The 20,289-nt window shown below is 47.9% G+C and carries 17 protein-coding genes; 6 read left to right on the top strand and 11 right to left on the bottom strand.

From position 1 onward, the window contains the following. Positions 1-6: 6 nt before the first annotated feature. Positions 7-597: a TetR/AcrR family transcriptional regulator gene (locus ACMXI2_RS14800; protein ID WP_483782336.1), complete on the bottom strand. Its 591-nt coding sequence runs from the start codon at positions 595-597 to the stop codon at positions 7-9. 234 nt (positions 598-831) lie between these two features. Here ACMXI2_RS14800 and ACMXI2_RS14795 point away from each other — a divergent pair, with 234 nt between their 5' ends. After that, positions 832-1,650 carry an HAD-IIA family hydrolase gene (locus tag ACMXI2_RS14795; RefSeq protein ID WP_483782335.1) on the top strand — a complete coding sequence of 273 codons (819 nt, stop codon included), beginning with the start codon at positions 832-834 and terminating at the stop codon, positions 1,648-1,650. A gap of 36 nt (positions 1,651-1,686) precedes the next feature. Here ACMXI2_RS14795 and ACMXI2_RS14790 read toward each other — a convergent pair whose 3' ends face one another. Then, entirely contained in the window at positions 1,687-2,586 is a 900-nt protein-coding gene (locus tag ACMXI2_RS14790) for an NmrA family NAD(P)-binding protein (protein WP_483782334.1), read from the bottom strand. An 82-nt stretch (positions 2,587-2,668) separates the two neighbouring features. Between ACMXI2_RS14790 and ACMXI2_RS14785 the strand changes: the two genes are divergently transcribed. Further along, positions 2,669-3,067, top strand: a complete 399-nt coding sequence (locus ACMXI2_RS14785) for a winged helix-turn-helix transcriptional regulator (RefSeq protein WP_483782333.1) — start codon at positions 2,669-2,671, stop codon at positions 3,065-3,067. A 4-nt stretch (positions 3,068-3,071) separates the two neighbouring features. Here ACMXI2_RS14785 and ACMXI2_RS14780 read toward each other — a convergent pair whose 3' ends face one another. The 9 genes from ACMXI2_RS14780 to ACMXI2_RS14740 all read right to left on the bottom strand — a co-directional run bounded on the left by ACMXI2_RS14780 (position 3,072) and on the right by ACMXI2_RS14740 (position 15,695). Continuing rightward, a complete protein-coding gene (locus ACMXI2_RS14780; protein ID WP_483782332.1) occupies positions 3,072-4,145 on the bottom strand; it encodes a hypothetical protein in 1,074 nt (357 codons plus the stop codon). Positions 4,146-4,242: 97 nt separating this feature from the next. Further along, positions 4,243-5,853 (bottom strand): glycerophosphodiester phosphodiesterase family protein, encoded by a 1,611-nt coding sequence (locus ACMXI2_RS14775; protein WP_483782331.1) that lies wholly within the window; start codon positions 5,851-5,853, stop codon positions 4,243-4,245. Then, positions 5,853-7,205 carry a PhoPQ-activated pathogenicity-related family protein gene (locus tag ACMXI2_RS14770; protein ID WP_483782330.1) on the bottom strand — a complete coding sequence of 451 codons (1,353 nt, stop codon included), beginning with the start codon at positions 7,203-7,205 and terminating at the stop codon, positions 5,853-5,855. Before ACMXI2_RS14770 ends, ACMXI2_RS14775 begins: the two co-directional genes overlap by 1 nt. A gap of 41 nt (positions 7,206-7,246) precedes the next feature. Further along, positions 7,247-8,956 carry a SusD/RagB family nutrient-binding outer membrane lipoprotein gene (locus ACMXI2_RS14765; protein WP_483782329.1) on the bottom strand — a complete coding sequence of 570 codons (1,710 nt, stop codon included), beginning with the start codon at positions 8,954-8,956 and terminating at the stop codon, positions 7,247-7,249. A 21-nt stretch (positions 8,957-8,977) separates the two neighbouring features. Further along, positions 8,978-12,427 carry a SusC/RagA family TonB-linked outer membrane protein gene (locus ACMXI2_RS14760; RefSeq protein WP_483782328.1) on the bottom strand — a complete coding sequence of 1,150 codons (3,450 nt, stop codon included), beginning with the start codon at positions 12,425-12,427 and terminating at the stop codon, positions 8,978-8,980. 87 nt (positions 12,428-12,514) lie between these two features. Further along, complete coding sequence (locus ACMXI2_RS14755) at positions 12,515-13,537, bottom strand: FecR family protein (RefSeq protein WP_483782327.1); 1,023 nt, start codon at positions 13,535-13,537, stop codon at positions 12,515-12,517. 49 nt (positions 13,538-13,586) lie between these two features. After that, positions 13,587-14,126 carry an RNA polymerase sigma factor gene (locus tag ACMXI2_RS14750; protein WP_483782326.1) on the bottom strand — a complete coding sequence of 180 codons (540 nt, stop codon included), beginning with the start codon at positions 14,124-14,126 and terminating at the stop codon, positions 13,587-13,589. A gap of 101 nt (positions 14,127-14,227) precedes the next feature. Then, positions 14,228-14,740, bottom strand: a complete 513-nt coding sequence (locus ACMXI2_RS14745; RefSeq protein ID WP_483782325.1) for a hypothetical protein — start codon at positions 14,738-14,740, stop codon at positions 14,228-14,230. Between the two features lie 97 nt (positions 14,741-14,837). Then, positions 14,838-15,695 carry an AraC family transcriptional regulator gene (locus ACMXI2_RS14740; RefSeq protein WP_483782324.1) on the bottom strand — a complete coding sequence of 286 codons (858 nt, stop codon included), beginning with the start codon at positions 15,693-15,695 and terminating at the stop codon, positions 14,838-14,840. A 139-nt stretch (positions 15,696-15,834) separates the two neighbouring features. On the opposite strand from ACMXI2_RS14740, the gene ACMXI2_RS14735 reads away from it, so the two are divergent. The 4 genes from ACMXI2_RS14735 to ACMXI2_RS14720 all read left to right on the top strand — a co-directional run bounded on the left by ACMXI2_RS14735 (position 15,835) and on the right by ACMXI2_RS14720 (position 20,279). Then, a complete protein-coding gene (locus ACMXI2_RS14735; protein WP_483782323.1) occupies positions 15,835-17,364 on the top strand; it encodes a sodium:solute symporter family protein in 1,530 nt (509 codons plus the stop codon). A gap of 20 nt (positions 17,365-17,384) precedes the next feature. Then, positions 17,385-18,329, top strand: coding sequence for a dihydrodipicolinate synthase family protein (locus tag ACMXI2_RS14730; RefSeq protein WP_483782322.1), 945 nt, complete (start codon positions 17,385-17,387; stop codon positions 18,327-18,329). A gap of 87 nt (positions 18,330-18,416) precedes the next feature. Then, positions 18,417-19,013, top strand: coding sequence for an RNA polymerase sigma factor (locus ACMXI2_RS14725; protein WP_483782321.1), 597 nt, complete (start codon positions 18,417-18,419; stop codon positions 19,011-19,013). A gap of 285 nt (positions 19,014-19,298) precedes the next feature. Next, positions 19,299-20,279: a FecR family protein gene (locus ACMXI2_RS14720; RefSeq protein WP_483782320.1), complete on the top strand. Its 981-nt coding sequence runs from the start codon at positions 19,299-19,301 to the stop codon at positions 20,277-20,279. Positions 20,280-20,289: the final 10 nt, after the last annotated feature.

The raw sequence follows: 20,289 nt of genomic DNA, 5'->3' as shown, positions 1-20,289 counted from the left end.
TCCTTTTTACCCAAAAACAATCCGGTGTACCGACCAGCGCCAGGTTTCCAATATCGCTTCATTATCCAGTTTACACAGGTCTTTCAACACTGTAATAGATTCTATCCCGAAAAATATACTCAACGCGTTTACCGTGTGCTTAAAGGTTGCGGGATCAGTAGTTTTTCGCAATGGCTTCAGCGCTTCTTCTATCAGTACAATACGCCGGCCCGCTCTGGAGTAACCACTTTTTGGATGAATGGATTCCGATATCACAGAACTGAGGAACAATCTGAATTCCGTTTCATTTTTTGTAAAGAGTTCAAAATGATAATCGATCAGTTTATTGACCCGCGTTTTCAGATCCTTTTCGGGGATGTTGGCAAATAAGTCGTCGCTTGTTTTGGCTTTGAGCTGGAGTGAAGCCTCTCTTCTTAATACTTCCGTTCCTGTGAAATAGCGGTAGGCCGTAGCTTTGGAGATCCCGGCTTCTTTGGCTACCAGTTCCACGCTGATGTCCTTTCCCTGTAACAGGAGGGTGTTGGCCACTGCTATCAGCGTTTCCCGTGTTTTTAATTTCTGCGCAATCCTGCCTCCGTCCAATGATAATTTGGCCATGCGGTTTTTAAAATTTGATTTTAGATATAAAGATATCACTTCCGTGATACTAAAGTCTCATTAATAATGAAACAGCATATAAAAAGGGAAAAGTTTTTAATTTATTTTATTATCTTTAGGGGAAGGTATCCAATTCTACGGATGCTTCACTGCGACTATACCGCTTCCTGCCTTTATTCATTCCATGAATTTTATTGAATCACAAACCAGTTCATTAACAAACAGCTGATTGCTATGAAAAAAAAGGGATTTTTAATCGACATGGATGGCGTAATCTACAAAGGCAGCGAACCAATTCCCGGTGCTGTAGAATTTATTAATGGTCTCAGAGACAAAGGCTTTCCTTTCCTGTTCCTTACCAACAATAGCCAAAGAACCAGCAGGGATGTATGTTATAAGCTGAACAAGATGGGCTTTAAGGTAAACGATACGGATATTTTTACCTGTGCAATGGCTACCGCAAGATACCTGGCGTCCAAAAAAGAAAATGGTACCGCCTATGTAATCGGCGAAGGCGGTTTGCTGACAGAGCTTTACAATGCCGGCTATTCTATTGTAGATGATCAGCCGGATTATGTGATTATAGGAGAAGGAAGAACTATCATGCTGGAATCCGTTGATAAAGCGATCAACATGATCATGAAAGGCGCGAAATTGATCGCCACTAATCTCGATCCTAACTGCCCGATGGGCGATGGCAAATACAGGGCAGGTTGCGGCGCACTGGTAGCGATGCTGGAATTTGCCAGCGGCATCAAAGCCTTTAGTGTGGGGAAACCCAGCCCGGTAATGATGCGCATGGCACGCAAGACATTGCAACTCACAACTGACGAAACCGTGATGATAGGCGATACAATGGGAACGGATATCCTCGGTGCGGGCTCTATGGGCTTTACCACGGTGCTCACCTTATCAGGTGTAACACATGAAAGCGACCTCGCACATTTTGGCTATTCGCCTGATTTTATTATTAAATCAGTGAAGGATTTGCTGAACGAAGAGTTGTTTATGAAAGTAATAGGAGATCCGGTACTCGCGGAAGCGGAGTACTAAAATAATTACAGGGGCGCATTGATGCGCCCCGTTTTTTTATTCAGCGCCCTGCAGGTAAACAGCCGCAAACTCCTCCGCAAAATGATGGAAGGAATGAATGCTGCCGGCTGCACTATCCTTGTGTTCCCGGTAACTATCGAGCAGGCTGCCTTCTCTTAATGCTACTCCTATTTCTATTACATATACTTTGGCCATTTGCTCCGTTAGTCCGTTCTGCATCATACCATATAGCAGGTCGTTGTCAGAGAAACCGGTCCAGGCAAGGTCCGGCTGGCCAATCGCTTTGCCCAGTACAGCGGCTACTTCGCCACCGGTTATTTCATGGCCTATATAACGTATATGCTTTCCCGTGAATGATAAGGTATCCAGCGCTTCCGCAGCAACAGCGGCAATATCGCGGGGATGCGTAAGCACCATGTTTACGGCAGCATCAAAGTTATTGCCGATGATACGTTGTTGTTTTATCAGGGGGATACTGCCAAAGAAATTGGTATAAAACATACCAGGACGAAGATGGAGTACATGCGTATCCGTTAGTTCGTTCAGCCTCGTTTCTACATAGTGATTAGCGCCGGCAGGACCAGGGCCATCGGGCAGATGTGCACCCACGCTGCTGAGATTTACCACATACTTTACGCCGTTGTCAGCGATAGCGCTGGCATAGCCATCACCCACCGACCGCATATACTGCCTGATATCGGTAGCCTGGAAACCGGGCGGTATCATAGTGTATACGGCATCGGCGCCTTTAAAGACTTCGCGCATAAAGCCGGGATCGTCTACAGATCCAATTGCGGGAATGGCTTGTATGGCTGTTATGGCGTTTGCCCGGTCCGGGCTGTGACTCACCACTGTAACGCTATGCCCTTTACTGATTAACTGCTGCGCCAGCGGCAAACTGATATTTCCTAAAGATCCTGTAAGTGTAATTTTCATAATTTTACCTGTTTATGTAATGCTTGCACAAAAGTAAATTTGTACTTACTTTTGTACAAGTACTTACCCTATAGTATGTATCATGACCAAAGTAAAAGAAACCTCTGTAATACAGGCAAACAAGCAGGCGGCATTTAACGAATGCCCTGTTACTTATGTAATGGAGAAGATAGGCGGATACTGGAAACCCATTATCCTATTCCAGTTGCTGTCGGGCAGTAAACGCTACAGCGACCTGAGAAAGGCGATTCCCGCTATCACCGAAAAAATGCTGATCCAGCATCTCAAACAGCTGGAAGCGGATAACCTGGTAGCACGTATAGCCAAACCCGTAGTACCGCCACATGTTACCTACAGCTTAACAAAAACAGGCGCTAACTTAAAACCTGTTTTATATGCAATGGCTGTATGGGCCGTATCAGACAGTAAAGAAAATTCAAAGGTATTCGCCAGGAATCTGAAGAACTTCCCCGGCATTTGATAATTTATATTCCTTCTTTTTTTATCTCCGGCAGTTCATACACCCTGATCTCGCCAGCACTATGCGTAACCACCAGTTGGCCCCGTTTATTTAAACGTACGGTTACAATATCCCCGCCGTAATCAACAATAGCTGCGGGGTTAGTGGTGGGGCTTCCGTCCGCATCATAGGCCCTGATATCGCAGCCCTCCGGTAACAGCTCTCCAAAGCAGGTGAAGGAGTGCCGGTCGATCAGCAGTAATCTTCCAAAGCGGGTAAAGGCCACTAAAGTATCGTTATTAATAAACAATACCGTGAAATCTACATTGTCAGGATCCTCGGCGGCCTTGTAGCGGTCGTTGATATTGAACAGTTCTTCCTGCGATAGCTCCGCTGTTTTTTCCATGCCGGGAAAGGAGAACAATTGTATGGCTTCCTCGTAGTGTGGTCCTGTAACAAATGCTTTTCCATCGGGAGAAAAATTGCCTGCCACGCTGTCGTTGCACTGCACCAATTCTTCCATTCCCATTTTATCATTGCTGAATTGAACAAGATACAATGTGATGTCATCCTGACCAGCAGGCGTTTCGATGAGAAACTTTTCTTTATCCGGTGTAGCATGAAAAATATAACTGCATTCCTGGTTGGCTTTCAGCGGGTGGCTATTTATTATCGCAAAATCAGAGAGGCGGAGCATATGCAAAGTGTCCTGATCGCCGGGAGATACAAACCACATATATTGTGTATCCGCGGAAAAGAAGCAGCCGGAGCCCAGGAAATGATACCAGGATGCATGCCCGTATTGCCACAGCAGCTGGCCGCTGTTATCCGTTATCCTTACTGCCGTTTCGCCCGAAAGCGCTATCAGTTTGCCATCCGGGGAGACAGCCGTTTCGCAGGTAACATAATGCGTGGTTTGTGCCTGGAGGTCTTTACGCCACACTACCTGCAGCGAAGCATCCAGCAGGATCACTTCCGGGCGCGCACTGAAATTGAGGAGATATCCACCGTTTGTTAAAGTGGTGATGCCTGCCGGGTTTTCTTCCAGTGATAGTTGCTGATGAATGGGTAGTGATATACTTCTGAAAGGTGCAGCCATAATTTCTGTAGAATAAGCGCGAAGGTAACATTCTTTCAAAAAAAATCAGCGGCAGCCTTTTGAGGGAAAAGACTACCGCTGACCAGATATTGTTTTTTTACTCCGCAGGATAGTACTGCTTCAGCCAGGTAACCAGCCTGGAGAATACGTCTATCGCGGCAGTGCCGCCAACACCATGTTTTTCCTGTGGGTATAATTCCAGCTGCGTGGGGATGCCGAGTGCAATGAGTTTGTCGTGCAGCTTCACTGCCTGACTTACATGCACCAGCGGATCTTCACCGCCATGAAATAAAATAGTGGGTACGCCGCTTTCTTTTGTAAGCCGGTAATAAGGGCTGGCATCAGCAGCAATTTTAGCAGCGGGGTCGGGCTCGCCGAGTAAGCGGGCTACCTTTTCATCGGCGTCTTTATTTTCCTGCCGTACTTTCTTGTCGGTGAAATCGGTGGGACCCCAGAGGTCTACCACGGTTTTTACCTGGCGCAAACTATCCATTGCATAAGCATATTGCAAAGCCAGGTAACCGCCGGCGCTGCCGCCCATGAGGGCAAACTGGCTGCCATCGAATTGTAGTTTTTGGGATTTGGAAGATATAAATTCCAATGCCTTGCGTACATCTTCAAGTTGGGCAGGGTAGCGGTCTTTACCATCGCGGATGAGGCGGTAGTTCATGGATACTACGCCATAATGCAATCGTCCAACCAGTTCGTCGATGAGTTCTTTTGGCAGTTCTTTTTTGTCGCCACCCGTCCAGCCGCCGCCATGCAGGTACACAATGATCTTAGTACCGGCTTTGTGGTTGTCCGGCATGTAGGCATCCAGTGTGTTATCATCCCCGGCGTCGCCATAGGACACGTTGCGTAAGGTGCGGTAAGTGGGCGTCGCTGCTGTGATTGCGTTGCCGGCCGCGATGCCATCCCGGAGATGATGAGCCTGGAGATAACTGATCAGCGCTGCGGGGTGGTCCGTTTGTACGCCCTGGATTCCTTTGTTCATGGCTGTCTGCCAGCTGGAGGGGCCTTCATCTGGCGATTGCACATCCAGCCATACTGCGGTGTTATATTTACGGGTAACCGCCAGCATTGCCGGGTCGGTAATATTATCGAGTATGGCTATACGAATATTTTTCAGGAAGAATTCCAGTTGCTCCGGCGTTTTTATTTCTTCCGGGAGACTGGCCATCAGCGGTGCTTCCGGCGCTGTTTTTTTCCAGGCTTTGTATTGATCTTTTTCATTGAGATATACTACCACCTGTTTTTCCATGCCGGAGGCCTGTAGTTGTTTCCAGGTTTCAGGGACATCGGCGGCTTTGAAATCGAGGTAGATGTTCAGTTTACCTTTGCATGCCTGCAATGCTTCTGCAAAGGTGGGCACGCGGTATACTTTTCCATCGGTACTGTGTACCTGTAGTTTTTTGATATCCGCCAGCGTGAGGTCTGTTACATTACCGGTGCCATTCGTCATTTTATCTACGGTGGCATTGTGCATGAGTATGAGTTGTCCGTCTTTGGTGGTGCGGAGATCCAGCTCGGCGTAGTCGGCGCCGCAGCGGATGGTTTCTTCTATGGCGGCCACGGTATTTTCGGGTACGCTTACATGGTTGCCACGATGCGCCACCACTACAAATTTATTTCGTGTAGCCGGTAGCGTTTGGGCGAAAGCGGTAATGGCGAGGCAGCAGGTAGCCGCCAGTAATAACGGTGACTTCATCAAAGGATGGCTTTAGTATCGGTAACGAATACACGTGTACTAACGGTGTAGGTACCGCCGGTGGCGTTCTGGTACTTCAGGTCAACGTAAAAGGCACGGTAGCCGTTAGGAGGCAGGGTGGTGGTTACTTTTACTTTCGACTGATGCGCCAGCCCCAGGCTTTTGGATTCCCATTTATCATTGCGGAAGTCCAGGTCCGAAGAGTTGGCCGACCACAGGATTACATCCAGTAAGCGGTTGGAGGTGGCTTTGGCGGTAAGTTGTACTTTACCGCTATGCGTGCGGGTTGTCCAGCTGCAATCGGGGTACGACTGCTTGCTCAGCGTCATCCCGAAGAAAGCGCTGAGTCCCTGGAAAGCCTGTACTTTATCACCGAGGTTATGACCGGCATTAGGTACGTAGTTGATTAAATTTTTACCGGGAATGCTGTCGATGTAATTCTTGACATTATCTACTACCCAGTATTCATCGTTGGTGCCCATGAAAATCATTTTGGGGATAGACAGGCTGCTCCTGTATGAATAAGGATCAATCATGGTGTTGATAGCCATGCCCTCGGTGGTATGAGCCGTTTGGGGAATGCCCAGTTTCACGTAATCTTCTATCTGCACACTATATTCCTTCCATGTTTTGATCTGGTAATCCAGGCTTACAGGCATATTCAGCACATCGATGACCATTGGTGCAATGGCTACCACACGGTTGTCGTTGGCGCCGGTGAGCCAGGTGGTCCAGCCGCGTTTGGAAGCGCCGGATACCACAAAGCCATTCACTTTACGGTTCAGTTGCCGGCCGGCAAATTCCTGGATCACATCCATTGCTCTTACGGCACTTTTTACCATTGGAAACAACAGCGGCCAGTTGTAGTCGCCATCTTTTTTAAACTGGTGAAGGGTGTAGGAGATCAGCGCATCTTCTGTTAGCTTACCAAAGAGGGGCTGGTTGGGGGTTTGCCGTAATACGGCCGTTATAGCATGATTCACTGCGGCAACTTTCCCCATTTGCTGGTACAGTTCATCCGTAGGTCCGTTCCAGTTAGGCAGTCCTTCTTTCACGGAGCCGCCGGTAATAAACAGCAATGCGCCGTCGTATTTAATTTCGTCGGGCACAAAAATAGTGAGCTGGTGCGTCCAGGTGTATTCCCGCCATTTCTGCGAAGTAAGGAGTACGTTATAGCCTTTGCCGTTAGTAACGTTGAAAGAATCCTTCAGTTCCCATTTCAACGAAGTATCTCCGTTGTTCAGGTAGCTTTTCAGCGCGTTGGCGGGTGTTACGGTTTGCTGCGCAAAGGTGTTCGCCTGGCTTAGCAGGAGTACAAATGCAGTGGCAGCATTTAAAAGAAGTTGCTTCATATCCGGATAAATTGTTTTAAGGGTTGATGAAATATAAGAAATTACCAGGGTTTTCCGGTGCCCTGGATGATCCAGGGTTTCGACCACGGACTGTTTTTGGTGCCATTGGCGCCAAAAGACGAGTAGGTGGTTACTTCCAGCCGGCCTGCGGCTGCTTCCATGTTTGCTTTATTCAGGTTGCGTTCTTCCAGCATATAGTACAGGCGTACCGGCACTACGGGGCCTTTTGCATACGGGCCGGCCTGCAATACGGGGTAGCCTGTCCTTTTATAATCGGCCCAGGCTTCGGTGGCGGCAGTCCAGCTGGCGATCCATTTCTGTATAATGATCTGTTCCTGCGTATGATTGAATTTTACGGAAGGCTGCGCGAGATAAGCGGCAGCGCTGCCGGCTACTCCCCAAACATTGAGCGATGCCTGAACGCCCGCGTTGTAATGCGCTTCTGCATCACCGGCGGCCCATCCTTTTACGGCAGCTGCTTCTGCAAGAATAAAATGTACTTCCGATGCGGAAATGATCCTCGACTTCAACAACGGTCCTTTGGGTTGTTTATAGATATCGTTGAGCCAGGAAACATGCGGGTTCCTTGATGCCTGGCTGGCATCGGGACTGAGGTTATATACCGCCGGACCGGAGATAGCCGGGGGAAGTCCCACATAATTTTCGTCCTGGTTTATATCATTCACGGTAAGTCCTTTGGAGGCCAGCACGTCCGGTGAAATGTATCTTACCTTCCGGGGTTCTCCTGCTATCACCGTGTCGGTGGCTTTATAAACGTTGCCGGTGCCGGCTGGTTTGGTATCATCTACCAATAAAAAACACTGCACTTTACTGGCCCATACGCCCAGCCTGGGATCGTGTTTTGATTGCAGGGCATTTACAAACGTGCTGCACATTTTTAACCGGCGGTAGTTGCTGCTGTCGGTATCGTACGCCACATTCATTGGCCAGGAATCCGCATTGCTATTGCCGGGGAACGACATGGTGGCATCTTCGGAGCCATCGATGTTGAGGATAAGCGGATATTGCGCGGGATCGGCTACTATTTTTTCAATACCGGCTTTTGCAATGGCCGGTAGTTTCTCAGACAGGCGCACATAATACCGTAATGCGAGGGAATTGGCCATTTTACGCCATTTCACCGGGTCGCCCTGGTAATACACATCCACGGCGTCAATAGGGTTGGAATAGGCGCTTTTAGGCTTTGAAAGGAGGGTGTTTGCTTTTTCAAGATCAGCGAGGATGCCGGTGTAAATAGTTTGCTGCGGATCAAATACCGGCAGCGTGGTTTCGGGTGTGCCATTTTCTCCCTGCAGGGCGTAGGTGTAAGGCGCATCGCCCCAGAGATCCGTGATCAGGCCAAAGAGCAGCGACTTCATCACCAGCGCTACGCCCTGGTGCAGTTCACTGTTCAATTCTACTCCACGCTTATATACCAGCTGGTTGTTTCTCAGTACATCGTAATAGTCGGTCCAGCTGTTGGAACCGGACCAGTCGTATTCGTTGTGAGTGCCGGTCCAGCCATCTTTTTGTGTATGCTGCATCACCCCTGCCATATCCTGGTAGCCCAGGAATACCAGCTGGAACCCTGTGGTGGTAAGCACCGTGGACAATACCAGGTTGGGGTTGATGGTAGCAGGATTGGCGCCGTTGGGATTTTCGTTCATGTTGATCAGGTCCTTTTTACAGGACGCAACGGATAAACAAAGCAACCCGATACTGAGTATAATAGATTTACGCACTGTTTTCATATATCAGAATTAAAGGAACACTTAAAAGGTGACATTCAGTTTTGCGCCCACCGGAATAGCCCAGGGGGTAACATTGTATCTTTCAATACCCTGCTTGAACTGCATACCAGAGCCCTGTACGGCGGTAGAAGGCTGATAGGCATTTTCCGGATCGATGCCGATCTTTGCGGCTGTCCACAGGATAATATTCCTGCTGTATACAGAGAAGCTGGCGCGTTGTAACCTTGCGGTACTGATCATTCGCTGCGGCAGTTCATAAGTAAGCGATACTTCTCTCAGCTTCAGGTACGATGCAGGGAATAAAAACGCTCTTGTAAATGACCAGGCGGTACTGCCGGCATAAGGAAGCGTGAGGGTGCCATCATTACCAAGATTTTCGAGATAGCCGGTAGGGTTACCGTTGCTGTCGTATCCTTTTGCCCTTACACCCGGAATAAATACGCCGCCATAAGGCAGCACATACGGACCATAAGTAAAAGGAAAGCTGTTGTATTCCGGCGTAGGACCACCCACCAGCGGGAAGTTGTTGCCGGAGGGGATCACCAGCTGATCCTGGTGGCTTACCAGGTAGTCGCGCAGTTCCTGGCCTTTCATATTACCTGGGTCCGTGAGCTTGTCGAGGAACAGTTGTGAGTTGCCATGTTCTTCTCCATAACGATAGGTTTGCGATACAAAATCACCGCCATTCCTCCAGTCGAAGGTCATGTTTAGTGTAAAGTTTTTATAAGAGACGGATGTTTGAAAACCCATGACAAAATCAGGGTTAAAATTGCCGATTTTATTTTTTGTATTGATTGCATCTATACTTTGCCATTTACCGGTGTTATCCAATATCGGGTAGCCATAGTAGGGGGACGATTTGTCTGTAACCGTTACCAGCTGTGCATCGTAGATGTCGCCGATATCTTCTCCCACATAGGTCCAGGCGCCGCCTTTCCCTTCTTCCCAAAGGGTATAGTAGGGCATATCATCCGGCAGGGAAATGATACGGGTTCTGTTGCGGGTGAAGTTAAAGTTCACATCCCATCTCCAGTTTCTTGTTTGCACAGGTGTGCCGCCAAGCGTTAATTCAATGCCCCTGCTCCTGAGCAAACCGGCGTTGATGCTGCGGGAAGAGTAGCCTGAAGAAGGAGGTGTTTTAGGACTGAAGATCTGGTTTTTGTTTTCAACAATATAGTAAGTGCCGGAAAAGTGCAGGCGGTTCTGAAACAGGTTGATATCAACCCCGCCTTCATACGAAGTGGCGATTTCGGGCTTCAGGAAAGGATTCAGCAAGGTGCCGAAAGTGGTGAGCCTCGGTATATTTCCCCAGGCGCCCACGCTGCCTAACGTAGCTACCAACTGGTATGGCGAAGCATCGTTACCCACCTGCGCAGCGCCGCCTCTTAACTTGATCATGTTGATATTGGAAGAGGTAATATGCGCCATTTCATTCAGGAGTACACTCAGTGAGGCCGACGGATAAAAGTAGGAGGCTGCATCGGGGAGCGTGCTGGACCAGTCAGTACGGCCGGTTACATCAAGATAGGCCATCCCTTTATATCCTACGTTCAACATACCATAAATACTGTTCACGCCTTTTTCAAAGGTGTTGCTATAGTAGTTGAGGTTTGCGGGAGAAATATTCTGAATGGTATACACGCCGGGCGTATTAAGGCCGGTACCGTCTTTAGTGGAGGTGTTAACGTTACTGCCTGTCTGGTAGCGCATATTGCCACCGGCAGAAACGGACACGTCGAAATGATGGATGGCTTTTTTATAAGTGAGCAGCACATCCATGTTGCGCTCGTAGTTATCGATGTTGATGATACCATAAGCGCCACCGGGATTATTCAGGTAACTGTTGGATATTTTGGTTTCTCTTTTTTCGCCGTAGGTATCCAGTGCATACCGGGCCATGAAAGTAAGGGATGGCAGTATTTTCCAGTCGGCCCGGATATTACCAAACAGCCGGTCCCGCACAAACCCGTTCTTTACTTCATACGCGAGGAAGTAAGGATTATTGAATACGCCGTTGTATTGGGTACGCTGTTGTAGCCCTTCCTGGCCCGGCATCCAGTAGTCGGCCAGGTCGCGTACATCAATGTGCGGGGAGATGCTGTATACGGCCTGCAGCGGGTTGGCGCCACGGTCGCCGGCAGCGCGGTTGTTGGAGTTGTTGCGGCTGAAGTCGATGTTGGTACTTAAGCTGAGCTTTGCGTTCACCTGCAAACCGGAGTTCAGGCTCAACGTATTTTTATAGAGATCGGTATTCGGGATGATCCCTTTGTTCGACATGTTCGCATAAGAAACGCGATAGGAGATCTTATCGTTGTTGTTGGCTACCGAAGCGCCGGCAATAGTAGTGACGCCGGTGTTGACAAAATTCTTCACATTGTTTTTATGTGATACCAGCGGCATAGGTATTTTTTTGCCGTTTGCATCGAGGGGACTGTTCCACTGCACTTCTTCATAACCCATATCCAGCTCGGCGCCAAAGGTGCCGTCTACATTTTCCTGGATAATGGTGCCAAAGGGATTGGTGAGCAGGTTACCGCTGCGTGAAAAAGGAATGCCTGCGAGTTGACCGGAGCCAAACTTCGTTTGCCAGTTCAGGTATTTGTAGGGAATGTCGAATACGGAGTTTATATACGCATCCACTGTTACCTTATTTACTTTTTTGCCTGTTTTGGTGGTGATGAGCACTACGCCGTTGGCAGCGCGTGAACCGTACAATGCTGCGGCGCTGGGGCCTTTCAGGATAGTCACGCTTTCAATATTATCGGGGTTGATATCGGAAATGGCATTGCCATAGTCCACCATATTATCTTTACCGATCTGGCTGATGTTATTCACGGTGTTGGCTACGGGTACGCCATCTACTACAAACAGTGGCTGGTTATCGCTGCTGAGGGAGGTAGCGCCGCGTATGATCATACTTACAGACGATCCTGTGGTACCGGTGGAGTTAATAGTTACGCCTGCCACTTTTCCGGACATGGAGTTGAGCACGTTTTCCTGTGCTACCCGGCTAAATTCCTTGCCACCCAGTTCTTCCACAGAATAGCCCAGCGCTTTCTTTTCCCGTTTAATGCCCAGTGCTGTAACGAGTACCTGGCTTAACTCTTCCACTTTTTTTTTCAGTACAACCGATAGGGACAATTTACTGGAGTCGTTGATCATATATCCGCGAAGCGTATCCGTGGTGTAACCCATTTGTGATAGTACGAAATGATAAGGACCGCCCGCAGGGAGTTTGGCAAAGGTAAAAATGCCTTTTTCGTTGGTGACAGTGCTGGCTAATACTTTATTATCTGCGTCTTCCATTTTCACCATCACACCGGGCAGGCTTTCATTGCTTTCATTTTTTATCATACCGATGGCCGCAGGGCGCGGATTTTGCGCCACGGCGTTCCCGGCAATCAGTTGCCAGAGCAACAGCAACAGCCAGATGATGGTGGTGGGGCGTGATTGTTTGATTTTTACACACATAATATGTTCGTTTTTTAGGCAAAAGGAAGTCCGTGCAGCCTCATGGAGGCTGCCTGCGTTGTAAGTATGGGAAATTATTTTCCGGGATTATTGTACTATGTAGATAACATCATCTTTCTGATTAATAGTAAGATTATTTAACGTACCAATAGTCGTCAGGAATTCTTTTAATGTTTCTTTGCTACTGTCGAATGTTCCGGTGAAATTCATGCCTGTAAGGCTGCTTTCTGTATATTGGATGCTCACTTGGTATTTCTCAGACATCTGTCTGAAAACGCCGGTGAGCGGTTCATTGTTGAAAGTAATCATTTCGTTTATGCGTGCCGGTATTTTCTCTTTTTTATTGTCGATGACCGCATTCACGGTTACGAGCATTTTTTGCCGGTCGTAGCGCAGTGCCTGACCGGGAAGCAGGTAAACATCCTCTACCTGTGCATGATCCTGCTTTACCACTACCTTGCCGCTGATCAGCTGTACCTGTGTAACAGTTTTCTTATCCCACGCCGTTATTTTAAATACGGTGCCTAATGCGGTGGTGCCAAGCTGGCCTGCATATACGGTGAACGGCTGCTCTTTATTACCCGTTACGCGGAACAGGGCCTGTCCTTTTAAATAAACATCCCTGCGGTTGCCGGCAAATGGTTCCTGGTATTTCACTTCGCTTTGCGGCGACAGTTCTACAACGCTGCCATCGCTCAACTGCAGCGGCATTGTATTGCGGGTGTTGTTCATCACCGTACGCAACGCTGTAGCCGGAGCAACGTTTGTTTGCTTAGGTTTTACGGCCATTGTTTTATTCACGGGCGATGGACGTAATAAGGTCCATAGCAGTCCGCCGGAAATAATCAGTACAACAGCTGCTGCCGCTGCGTACCAACGCCTGTTTATTTGTTTCTTCTGAAAAGTACGACCTTCGATCACCGTCATCATTTTACCGGAAATTGCTTCCGGTAATAGCTGGCAGGGCTGAAAAGCATGCCAGCTTTCTTCCGTTAAGTAAGGTTGTAAAGCCTCCGGATGCTGCGCAATGTATTCTTTTACCCATTGCTTCTCGGCTTCATTGCATTCATCCCGGAGAAACTTTTCAATAAGTGTTGCTGAATGCTTCATAGTAAGTATTCGTTTGAAAACAGTAAATCCCTCACTGCATAACATTTAGTTAATAGATCAGGAGGAGCAGCAGTAGCAGCAGGGAATTTTTTAATTGCCGGATAGCCCGTACAATGTGGTTTTCAACTGTTTTAGGGGAGATGGATAACTGCCTGGCAATTTCTTTGTGCGGAAGCCCTTCAAAGCGGCTGAGTTTAAAGACATTTTTCCGGATGGGAGATAGTTGTTCTATACCGTTGTACACCCGTTTCAGTTCTTCCTTTACAGATATATCTGTTTCCACGTGCCAGGTGGTGGTATCCTTTACCAATGTTTGCGTATGGCGGTTACGTACCTGTTGTTTGCGGAGCAGGTCCGTCATCACGCTTTTGCCTATACGAAAAATCTGTGTGGAGATATTGAAGTTTGTTGAGAGCTTTTCACGTTTTTCCCAGAGGAGTATGAAAGTAAGCTGCACAGTTTCCTCCGCTATGTAAACGGAGTGCGTACATTTCAGAACGTAGAAGTAAAGTTTTGTGTGGTACTGTTGGTATACCATCTTAAAACTTTCGATATTCCCATTGATAATATCCTGTACAATACTTTCCATAATTGCCAGCAAATATCTGATCAGCCTAAACAAGATACAAGGAATTACCGATTATATTATTGTTATTTTCAACAATAGCATGCGATATCTCCGCGGTTCGTTTATTTCTCTAATTTTAATATTAAGGGTACCGTAGCTACACCGGGGATTGTTACCGTGAGGGACAGATCCAGGTTGGTGCTGCTGATATTTTCGATCCAGTGCGGATCATTTTCTCCTTTGGCGGAAATAAGTTTCAACACTGAATCATGCACATCCAGGTCCCACGTACCGCTGTTGCCTGCAACAGGCAGGATCAGCGTGGTGCAGCCTTCAATGGCAAAGGAGCCGTCGGCATTAAACCGGTAGGTGTTATTAACGGTACAGGTAAAGAGGGCGCCGCCCGGTCCGAGCAGGGGAGCCAATGCAATGATGCTGGTGCCTGCGGGAATGTTCTGCTTATTCAGTTTAACGGCTACGGCCAGCACGATGTCCTGTTGTTTCCAGGTACCCGTCACCAGTTCATACTTAGGCGATTTTTGGGGCGTTGCAGGCTTATCTTTTTTACAGGCGCCTGTAAACAGGCAAAATACAGGCAAAATAAGAAACAGATAACGGGGGATAAAAAAGCGCATGTGTTTTGGTATTAAATGATGGAAGGAGTTTCGTTCCTTCTATATATTCGTTTTGAAACGGCATATCCCTCACTGCTTAACAATTGGTTAATATAACCTAGCCTTTGTCCCTGAATTTTTTTGGCGACACCCCCATGATCAGTTTAAACGACCTGGAAAACGTGTATTGGTCGGGGTAACCCATTTCCTGTGCAATTTCTTTTACGGTAAGATGGGTATCTTTCAGCAGCTGGCTGGCCTTCTGCATCCGCAGGGAGGTGAACAGCTGGATGGGAGAGTAGCGTGTTTTTTCTTTAAAGAGGGCCGACAGGTACGACGCAGAGAGACCGATTTCCCTGGAAAGGTCGGCCAGGGTGAGGTGCTGGTCCAGCTTTTGTTTCATGAGCTGGATACATTGCTCAATAATATTGTCGGCGCCCTTTTTCATATAATTGAAAACCGTCAGCCGGAAGGTGCCCAGGAAGCTATAGAACCGGAAATTGGCATACAGCAGGTTTTCTATATTATTCATGAGGTCGAGGTGATGGAGAATATCATCGAACTGTGCATTGCGCCCTACGAGGGGCGGAATGGTATGTGGTTTCAGGCCGGTGCCGAGGTAGCTGTAGATGTTATCTGCCAGCTTGCCGGAAAACTGTACGGCGTAGATGCGCCACGGTTCTTCGGCCGCTGGGCCGGAGCGGAAGGCGGCGCCTTTCGGGAAAAGCAGGTATTGATTGGGGTTGATGACCACTTTCTTTTTCCCGGTTTCCAGCCATCCTTTTCCATGTGTTACATATAATAAGGTGTATACCGGTGCGCCCTTTGATTCGCTGATTTCGCGGGCAGCATTTTCAGGATAGAGACCGATGGTAGTAATAAAAAGGTTTCTGCCAAGCGGATGCTTTTCCAGCTTGCGTTTCAGATGGTCCGGTAAGTTCCAGGTGGTCGGTGTGTTGGCGGCCAGGTTGTTCATCGCAATAGTAATTTAAGCTATTCTTTTCATAACATTCAACATTGTTTGATCCATAAAAATTAGCAATCTTCGTGTAACGACTTTAATATTTTTTTATCCACGTATTGAACTGGTTTTATCAACCAATCGGAGAATCGTTATGCACCAACTGCCAATAATTGATCTGGCTGTAATCGCCATTTACCTGCTATGTATGATTGGAGTGGGGGTATGGTTTTCACGGAAAAACAGGAACGCGGCACAATTTACTACGGCGTCCGGAACTATACCGGGCTGGGCTTTGGGGCTTTCTTTGTATGCCACGTTTTTAAGCAGTAATACTTTTCTCGGCGTGCCGGGAAAATCATTTGGCAGTAACTGGAATGCTTTTGTATTCAGTTTATCTATGCCGCTGGCAGCTTTTATTGCCGCAAAATATTTTGTGCCGTTTTACCGGCGCAGCGGAGAAGTGAGCGCCTATACGCACCTGGAACACCGGTTTGGTCCGTGGGCCAGAACATATGCGATGGTTTGTTTTATCCTGATGCAGCTGGCACGGATGGGCTCCATCTTTTTTGGTGTGGCGCTGGCGCTACAGGCGCTTACGGGGTTGGAGATGCGTACAATCATGGCCGTTACAGGCGTATGCATCATCATATATACGGTGTTGGGCGGTATGGAAGCAGTGATATGGACAGAGGTATTGCAGGGGATTGTAAAAACCGCCGGCGCCATAGTGATCCTCTGGCTGGTGATTACAGGGATGAACGATGGGGTGAAAGATATCTGGAAAATAGGAATGGCAGACGGGAAATTTTCCCTGGGCAGTTTTTCCCTGCGGGATTTTAGTACGTCTACTTTCTGGGTGGTATTCCTGTATGGCTTTTTTATTAACCTGAATAATTTCGGGATGGACCAGAACTATGTACAGCGCTATCATACGGCCCGTTCAGAAAAGGAAGCGTCGCGCAGTATCTGGCTTTGTGTGTATTGGTATGTGCCGGTGAGCATGCTGTTCTTTTTTATAGGCACTGCCTTGTATGCGTATGCGCAACAGCATCCGGAATTGCTGCTGCCGCTGAAACAACAGGTGGCTGCGGAAAGACAGGTGCCGCTTGCATCGCTGCAGCCAGCTGATTACGGCGATAAAGTATTACCCTGGTTTATGGTAACCAAAGTGCCAAAAGGACTCATGGGCTTAATCGTAGCCGCCATCCTTTCTGCTGCGATGAGTACCGTTAGCAGTGGCATGAACAGTACAGCTACTGTTTTTCTGAAAGATATTTATCAACGGTATGTTGACCCGAAAATCACGCCTGCAAAGGAAATGCGGGTACTGTATATCGCTACTACCTTGTCGGGTTTGCTGGCTATTGGCTTTGGTATTTCCATGATAGGGGTGAAGAGTATCCTGGACATGTGGTGGGAGCTATCCGGCATTTTCGCGGGAGGCATGCTGGGATTGTTTTTGCTGGGTATTATCTCCAAAACAAAAAATGCCACAGCGGTTACCGCTACCATCATTGGTATTATAGTGATCCTGTGGATGTCGTTATCAAAGTATCTGCCCGCCGGATGGGTAAGTTTGCGCAGCCCGTTGCATGCGCATATGATTATCGTGGTGGGAACTTTATCAATATTCCTGGCGGGCATGCTGCTATCGCGGCTGCAACGCCTTAAAACTTCCTGATTTATTTAAACCCGTTTGTTATGCAAAAGAAATTTGTACCGGTGATGATCACCCCCTTTAATCTGAAAGCGCAGATTGACCATGACATGGTGGAGCACCTGGTAGATTTTTATCTGGATGCCGGCGTAAAAGGTTTTTTCGCCAACTGCCTGTCGTCCGAAATGTACAGTATCAGCGAGGATGAGCGACTGGAGCTTACACGTCACGTAGTGCGCTATGTGAATGGCCGTGTGCCGGTAGTGGCCACCGGGTCATTTGGTCTTACCATCAAAGACAAGGCGCTGTTTACACAAAAGATCTATGACACCGGTGTGGATTCCGTGATCATGATTACCGGTCATTTTGCCAATATAGATGAACCGGATGCAGTGCTGCTGCAAAGATTTGAGGAATTGTTTTCGCTGACCGGCGATATCCCGTTAGGCTTATATGAGTGCCCGGCGCCTTATAAGAGGGTGATTACACCTGAGATTCTGCAAACCTTACTGGCTACCAACCGCCTGATTTATCACAAGGATACTTCCTGCAAAGTAGAAAACGTGCGCGCCAAACTGGCCGTAACAGCGGGTAGCCGGCTGGAGTTCTACGATGCGCATACGCCTAATGCGGTAGCATCTATGCAAATGGGAGCAGCCGGTATGTCGGCTATCTCCGGAAATTTTTATCCTGAAATACTGGTATGGCTGTGTAATCATGTAAATGATGAAAGCAAGCAGGAAGATGTGCGCTGGATACAATCGGAGTTACAAAGAGTGGACCCGCTGATCCATGTAGCCTATCCGCTGAGCGCAAAATATTTTCTGCAGTTGAGGGGTATTCCTGTACGTACCATCAGCCGCGCCCATGCGCTGGAGCTGACGCCGGAACAGAAAGAAACCTTGCAGCAGATTTACCGTGATTTTAAAGGCTGGTGCGGGCGTTTACAGATCCGGGAAGTGGTGTCGGCGCCTTTGCCCTCACATTAAATCGATGTTATTTCTGACAGGAAGTTATGACGGCAACCGGCCAATGTGTAGTTTAGAGAAAGATCCTTATGCTAATTCACACAACAGATGTCAAGCAGTCCATACAATCCTCAGCAAGATGAACAGTTCCTGTGGGGCCGGCTCTGTAACGGAGACCGGGACGCCTTCGGGGAAATATACCGGCGCTACTTTCCGTTGCTGTTCCGGTACTGTATCCGGTTTACAACAGACCGCGCATTGGTAAAGGATATGTTACAGGACTTCTTCTCGCAGTTGTTTGTGCAAAGGGCCGGCCTTTCACTTCCTGTCAGTCTCAAAAGCTACCTGATGGTAGCTGCCAGGAGAAAGCTGTTCAGGTATCTTGAGAAGTCGGCGCAGGGCCCTGCAAGCCTCGACGAAGGCGCTGCCTCCAATTTCTCCCTGGAACTTTCCCCGGAAAGTATCCTCATCAACCGGCAGCGTACTGAAAACACCACCCGGTTGCTGCAACAAAAACTGGATGCCCTTACCCTCCGCCAGAAAGAAGCCGTATACCTGCGTTTCTATGAAGGGCTTTCCTACGAGGAGATTGCCGATATTATGGTGTTGAAAGAAGTAAAATATGCCCGGACCCTGATATACCGGGCGATAGCCGAATTAAAAGAGCTGCTGGCACAGGACGAATCGGCCCTGATGCTCCGTTGAACAACGCGGATTTTGTCTTTCCCAGGATTACGCTGATTATACTGATTTAGGGATTGGATCATTTGGATTTTTAAAGGATTTTGGGAGATACAAGCGGATATTTTCGCCTATATCTCCCAAAATCCTTTAAAATCCTTATAACATCCAAAAAGTAAAAATCAAGCTAATCAGTATAATCAGCGTAATCCTGGGAAAGACAAAATCCGCGTATGCAAAAAAAATATGCGTTTCCGTGAGGGTATTTTCTCGATTCGTGACTCTTCTTATTGTACAAGGTACTTTTTTATGAACTATAGTGAATTCGACGCGGCAGATTTTGCTGCGGATGACTTATTCCGTGCGTGGGTGCTGGAAGAAACAGCGACTGCTTTCTGGGAAGGCTGGATAACGGCTCACCCCGAAAAGGAGGCGGTACTGCAGGATGCCCGCGCATTGGTGCTGGCACTACGGTTCCGTACCAACGAAGTAAGCATAGCAGAAATGGACGCCGTGAAAGATCAGATAGATCGGTTGCTGGACGAACCCGTTATTAAAAAAAATAACGAAACTGCCCGCAGGCGCTGGTACTATGCCCTGGCTGCTGCGGCAGCTGTATTACTGTTTGCCGGTATACGGTATACACAACAAAGCGAACCTCCCATTGAAAACATTTTTGTTCAAACCGGCTTCGGGGAAACCAAAACACTGCAATTGCCAGATGGTTCTATTGTACAGCTGAACGCCAATTCATCTGTTTCTTATCCCCGCAAATGGACAAAGGAAAATGTAAGAGCGGTAACGCTGAACGGCGAAGCCTATTTTAATGTTTCCAAATCACCCGCCGGATTGCATCCCAAATTCCGGGTACTGATGCCGCAGGTAACCATTGAAGTAAAAGGAACTGCCTTTAATGTATATCACCGTCATGACCAGGTGAAGGTATTACTGGAAGAAGGAAAGATTGTAGTGAACGATAGCCTGGATATGAAACCCGGCGATATGATGTCTTTTACACCAGGAGCACATCACCGGATACAGGCAGACCCCGTGCAGCTTACCGCCTGGAAACAACACCGGCTCCTGTTCAGGGATACGCCGTTGATAAGCGTTGCACAGCAACTGGAAGATATATACGGTTATAAGATTCAGTTCAGAAATAAGAAAGTGGAAGGGCTGTTATTCACCGGTTCAGGCCCTGCTGATGATCCTTCGATGTTGTTGAAAGCTATGACCACCGTACATCAGCTGAAAATGAAACAAAACAATTCAGTTATCATTTTTGAATAAGGTTTTTAAA

It is taken from the genome of Chitinophaga sp. G7 BAM 1005, from assembly GCF_057126945.1.
Note: the sequence above shows the minus strand (reverse complement) of the source record. Positions and strands in the feature narration are given on the sequence as shown.

Bases quoted from the DNA above. Each gene is read 5' to 3' on its own strand.
- ACMXI2_RS14745 (WP_483782325.1), bottom strand. From the start codon at position 14,740: ATGCGCTTTTTTATCCCCCGTTATCTGTTTCTTATTTTGCCTGTATTT.
- ACMXI2_RS14770 (WP_483782330.1), bottom strand. From the start codon at position 7,205: ATGAAGCAACTTCTTTTAAATGCTGCCACTGCATTTGTACTCCTGCTA.
- ACMXI2_RS14755 (WP_483782327.1), bottom strand. From the start codon at position 13,537: ATGAAGCATTCAGCAACACTTATTGAAAAGTTTCTCCGGGATGAATGC.
- ACMXI2_RS14790 (WP_483782334.1), bottom strand. From the start codon at position 2,586: ATGAAAATTACACTTACAGGATCTTTAGGAAATATCAGTTTGCCGCTG.
- ACMXI2_RS14800 (WP_483782336.1), bottom strand. From the start codon at position 597: ATGGCCAAATTATCATTGGACGGAGGCAGGATTGCGCAGAAATTAAAA.
- ACMXI2_RS14750 (WP_483782326.1), bottom strand. From the start codon at position 14,126: ATGGAAAGTATTGTACAGGATATTATCAATGGGAATATCGAAAGTTTT.
- ACMXI2_RS14720 (WP_483782320.1), top strand. From the start codon at position 19,299: ATGAACTATAGTGAATTCGACGCGGCAGATTTTGCTGCGGATGACTTA.
- ACMXI2_RS14775 (WP_483782331.1), bottom strand. From the start codon at position 5,853: ATGAAGTCACCGTTATTACTGGCGGCTACCTGCTGCCTCGCCATTACC.
- ACMXI2_RS14735 (WP_483782323.1), top strand. From the start codon at position 15,835: ATGCACCAACTGCCAATAATTGATCTGGCTGTAATCGCCATTTACCTG.
- ACMXI2_RS14730 (WP_483782322.1), top strand. From the start codon at position 17,385: ATGCAAAAGAAATTTGTACCGGTGATGATCACCCCCTTTAATCTGAAA.
- ACMXI2_RS14725 (WP_483782321.1), top strand. From the start codon at position 18,417: ATGTCAAGCAGTCCATACAATCCTCAGCAAGATGAACAGTTCCTGTGG.
- ACMXI2_RS14765 (WP_483782329.1), bottom strand. From the start codon at position 8,956: ATGAAAACAGTGCGTAAATCTATTATACTCAGTATCGGGTTGCTTTGT.
- ACMXI2_RS14780 (WP_483782332.1), bottom strand. From the start codon at position 4,145: ATGGCTGCACCTTTCAGAAGTATATCACTACCCATTCATCAGCAACTA.
- ACMXI2_RS14795 (WP_483782335.1), top strand. From the start codon at position 832: ATGAAAAAAAAGGGATTTTTAATCGACATGGATGGCGTAATCTACAAA.
- ACMXI2_RS14740 (WP_483782324.1), bottom strand. From the start codon at position 15,695: ATGAACAACCTGGCCGCCAACACACCGACCACCTGGAACTTACCGGAC.
- ACMXI2_RS14785 (WP_483782333.1), top strand. From the start codon at position 2,669: ATGACCAAAGTAAAAGAAACCTCTGTAATACAGGCAAACAAGCAGGCG.
- ACMXI2_RS14760 (WP_483782328.1), bottom strand. From the start codon at position 12,427: ATGTGTGTAAAAATCAAACAATCACGCCCCACCACCATCATCTGGCTG.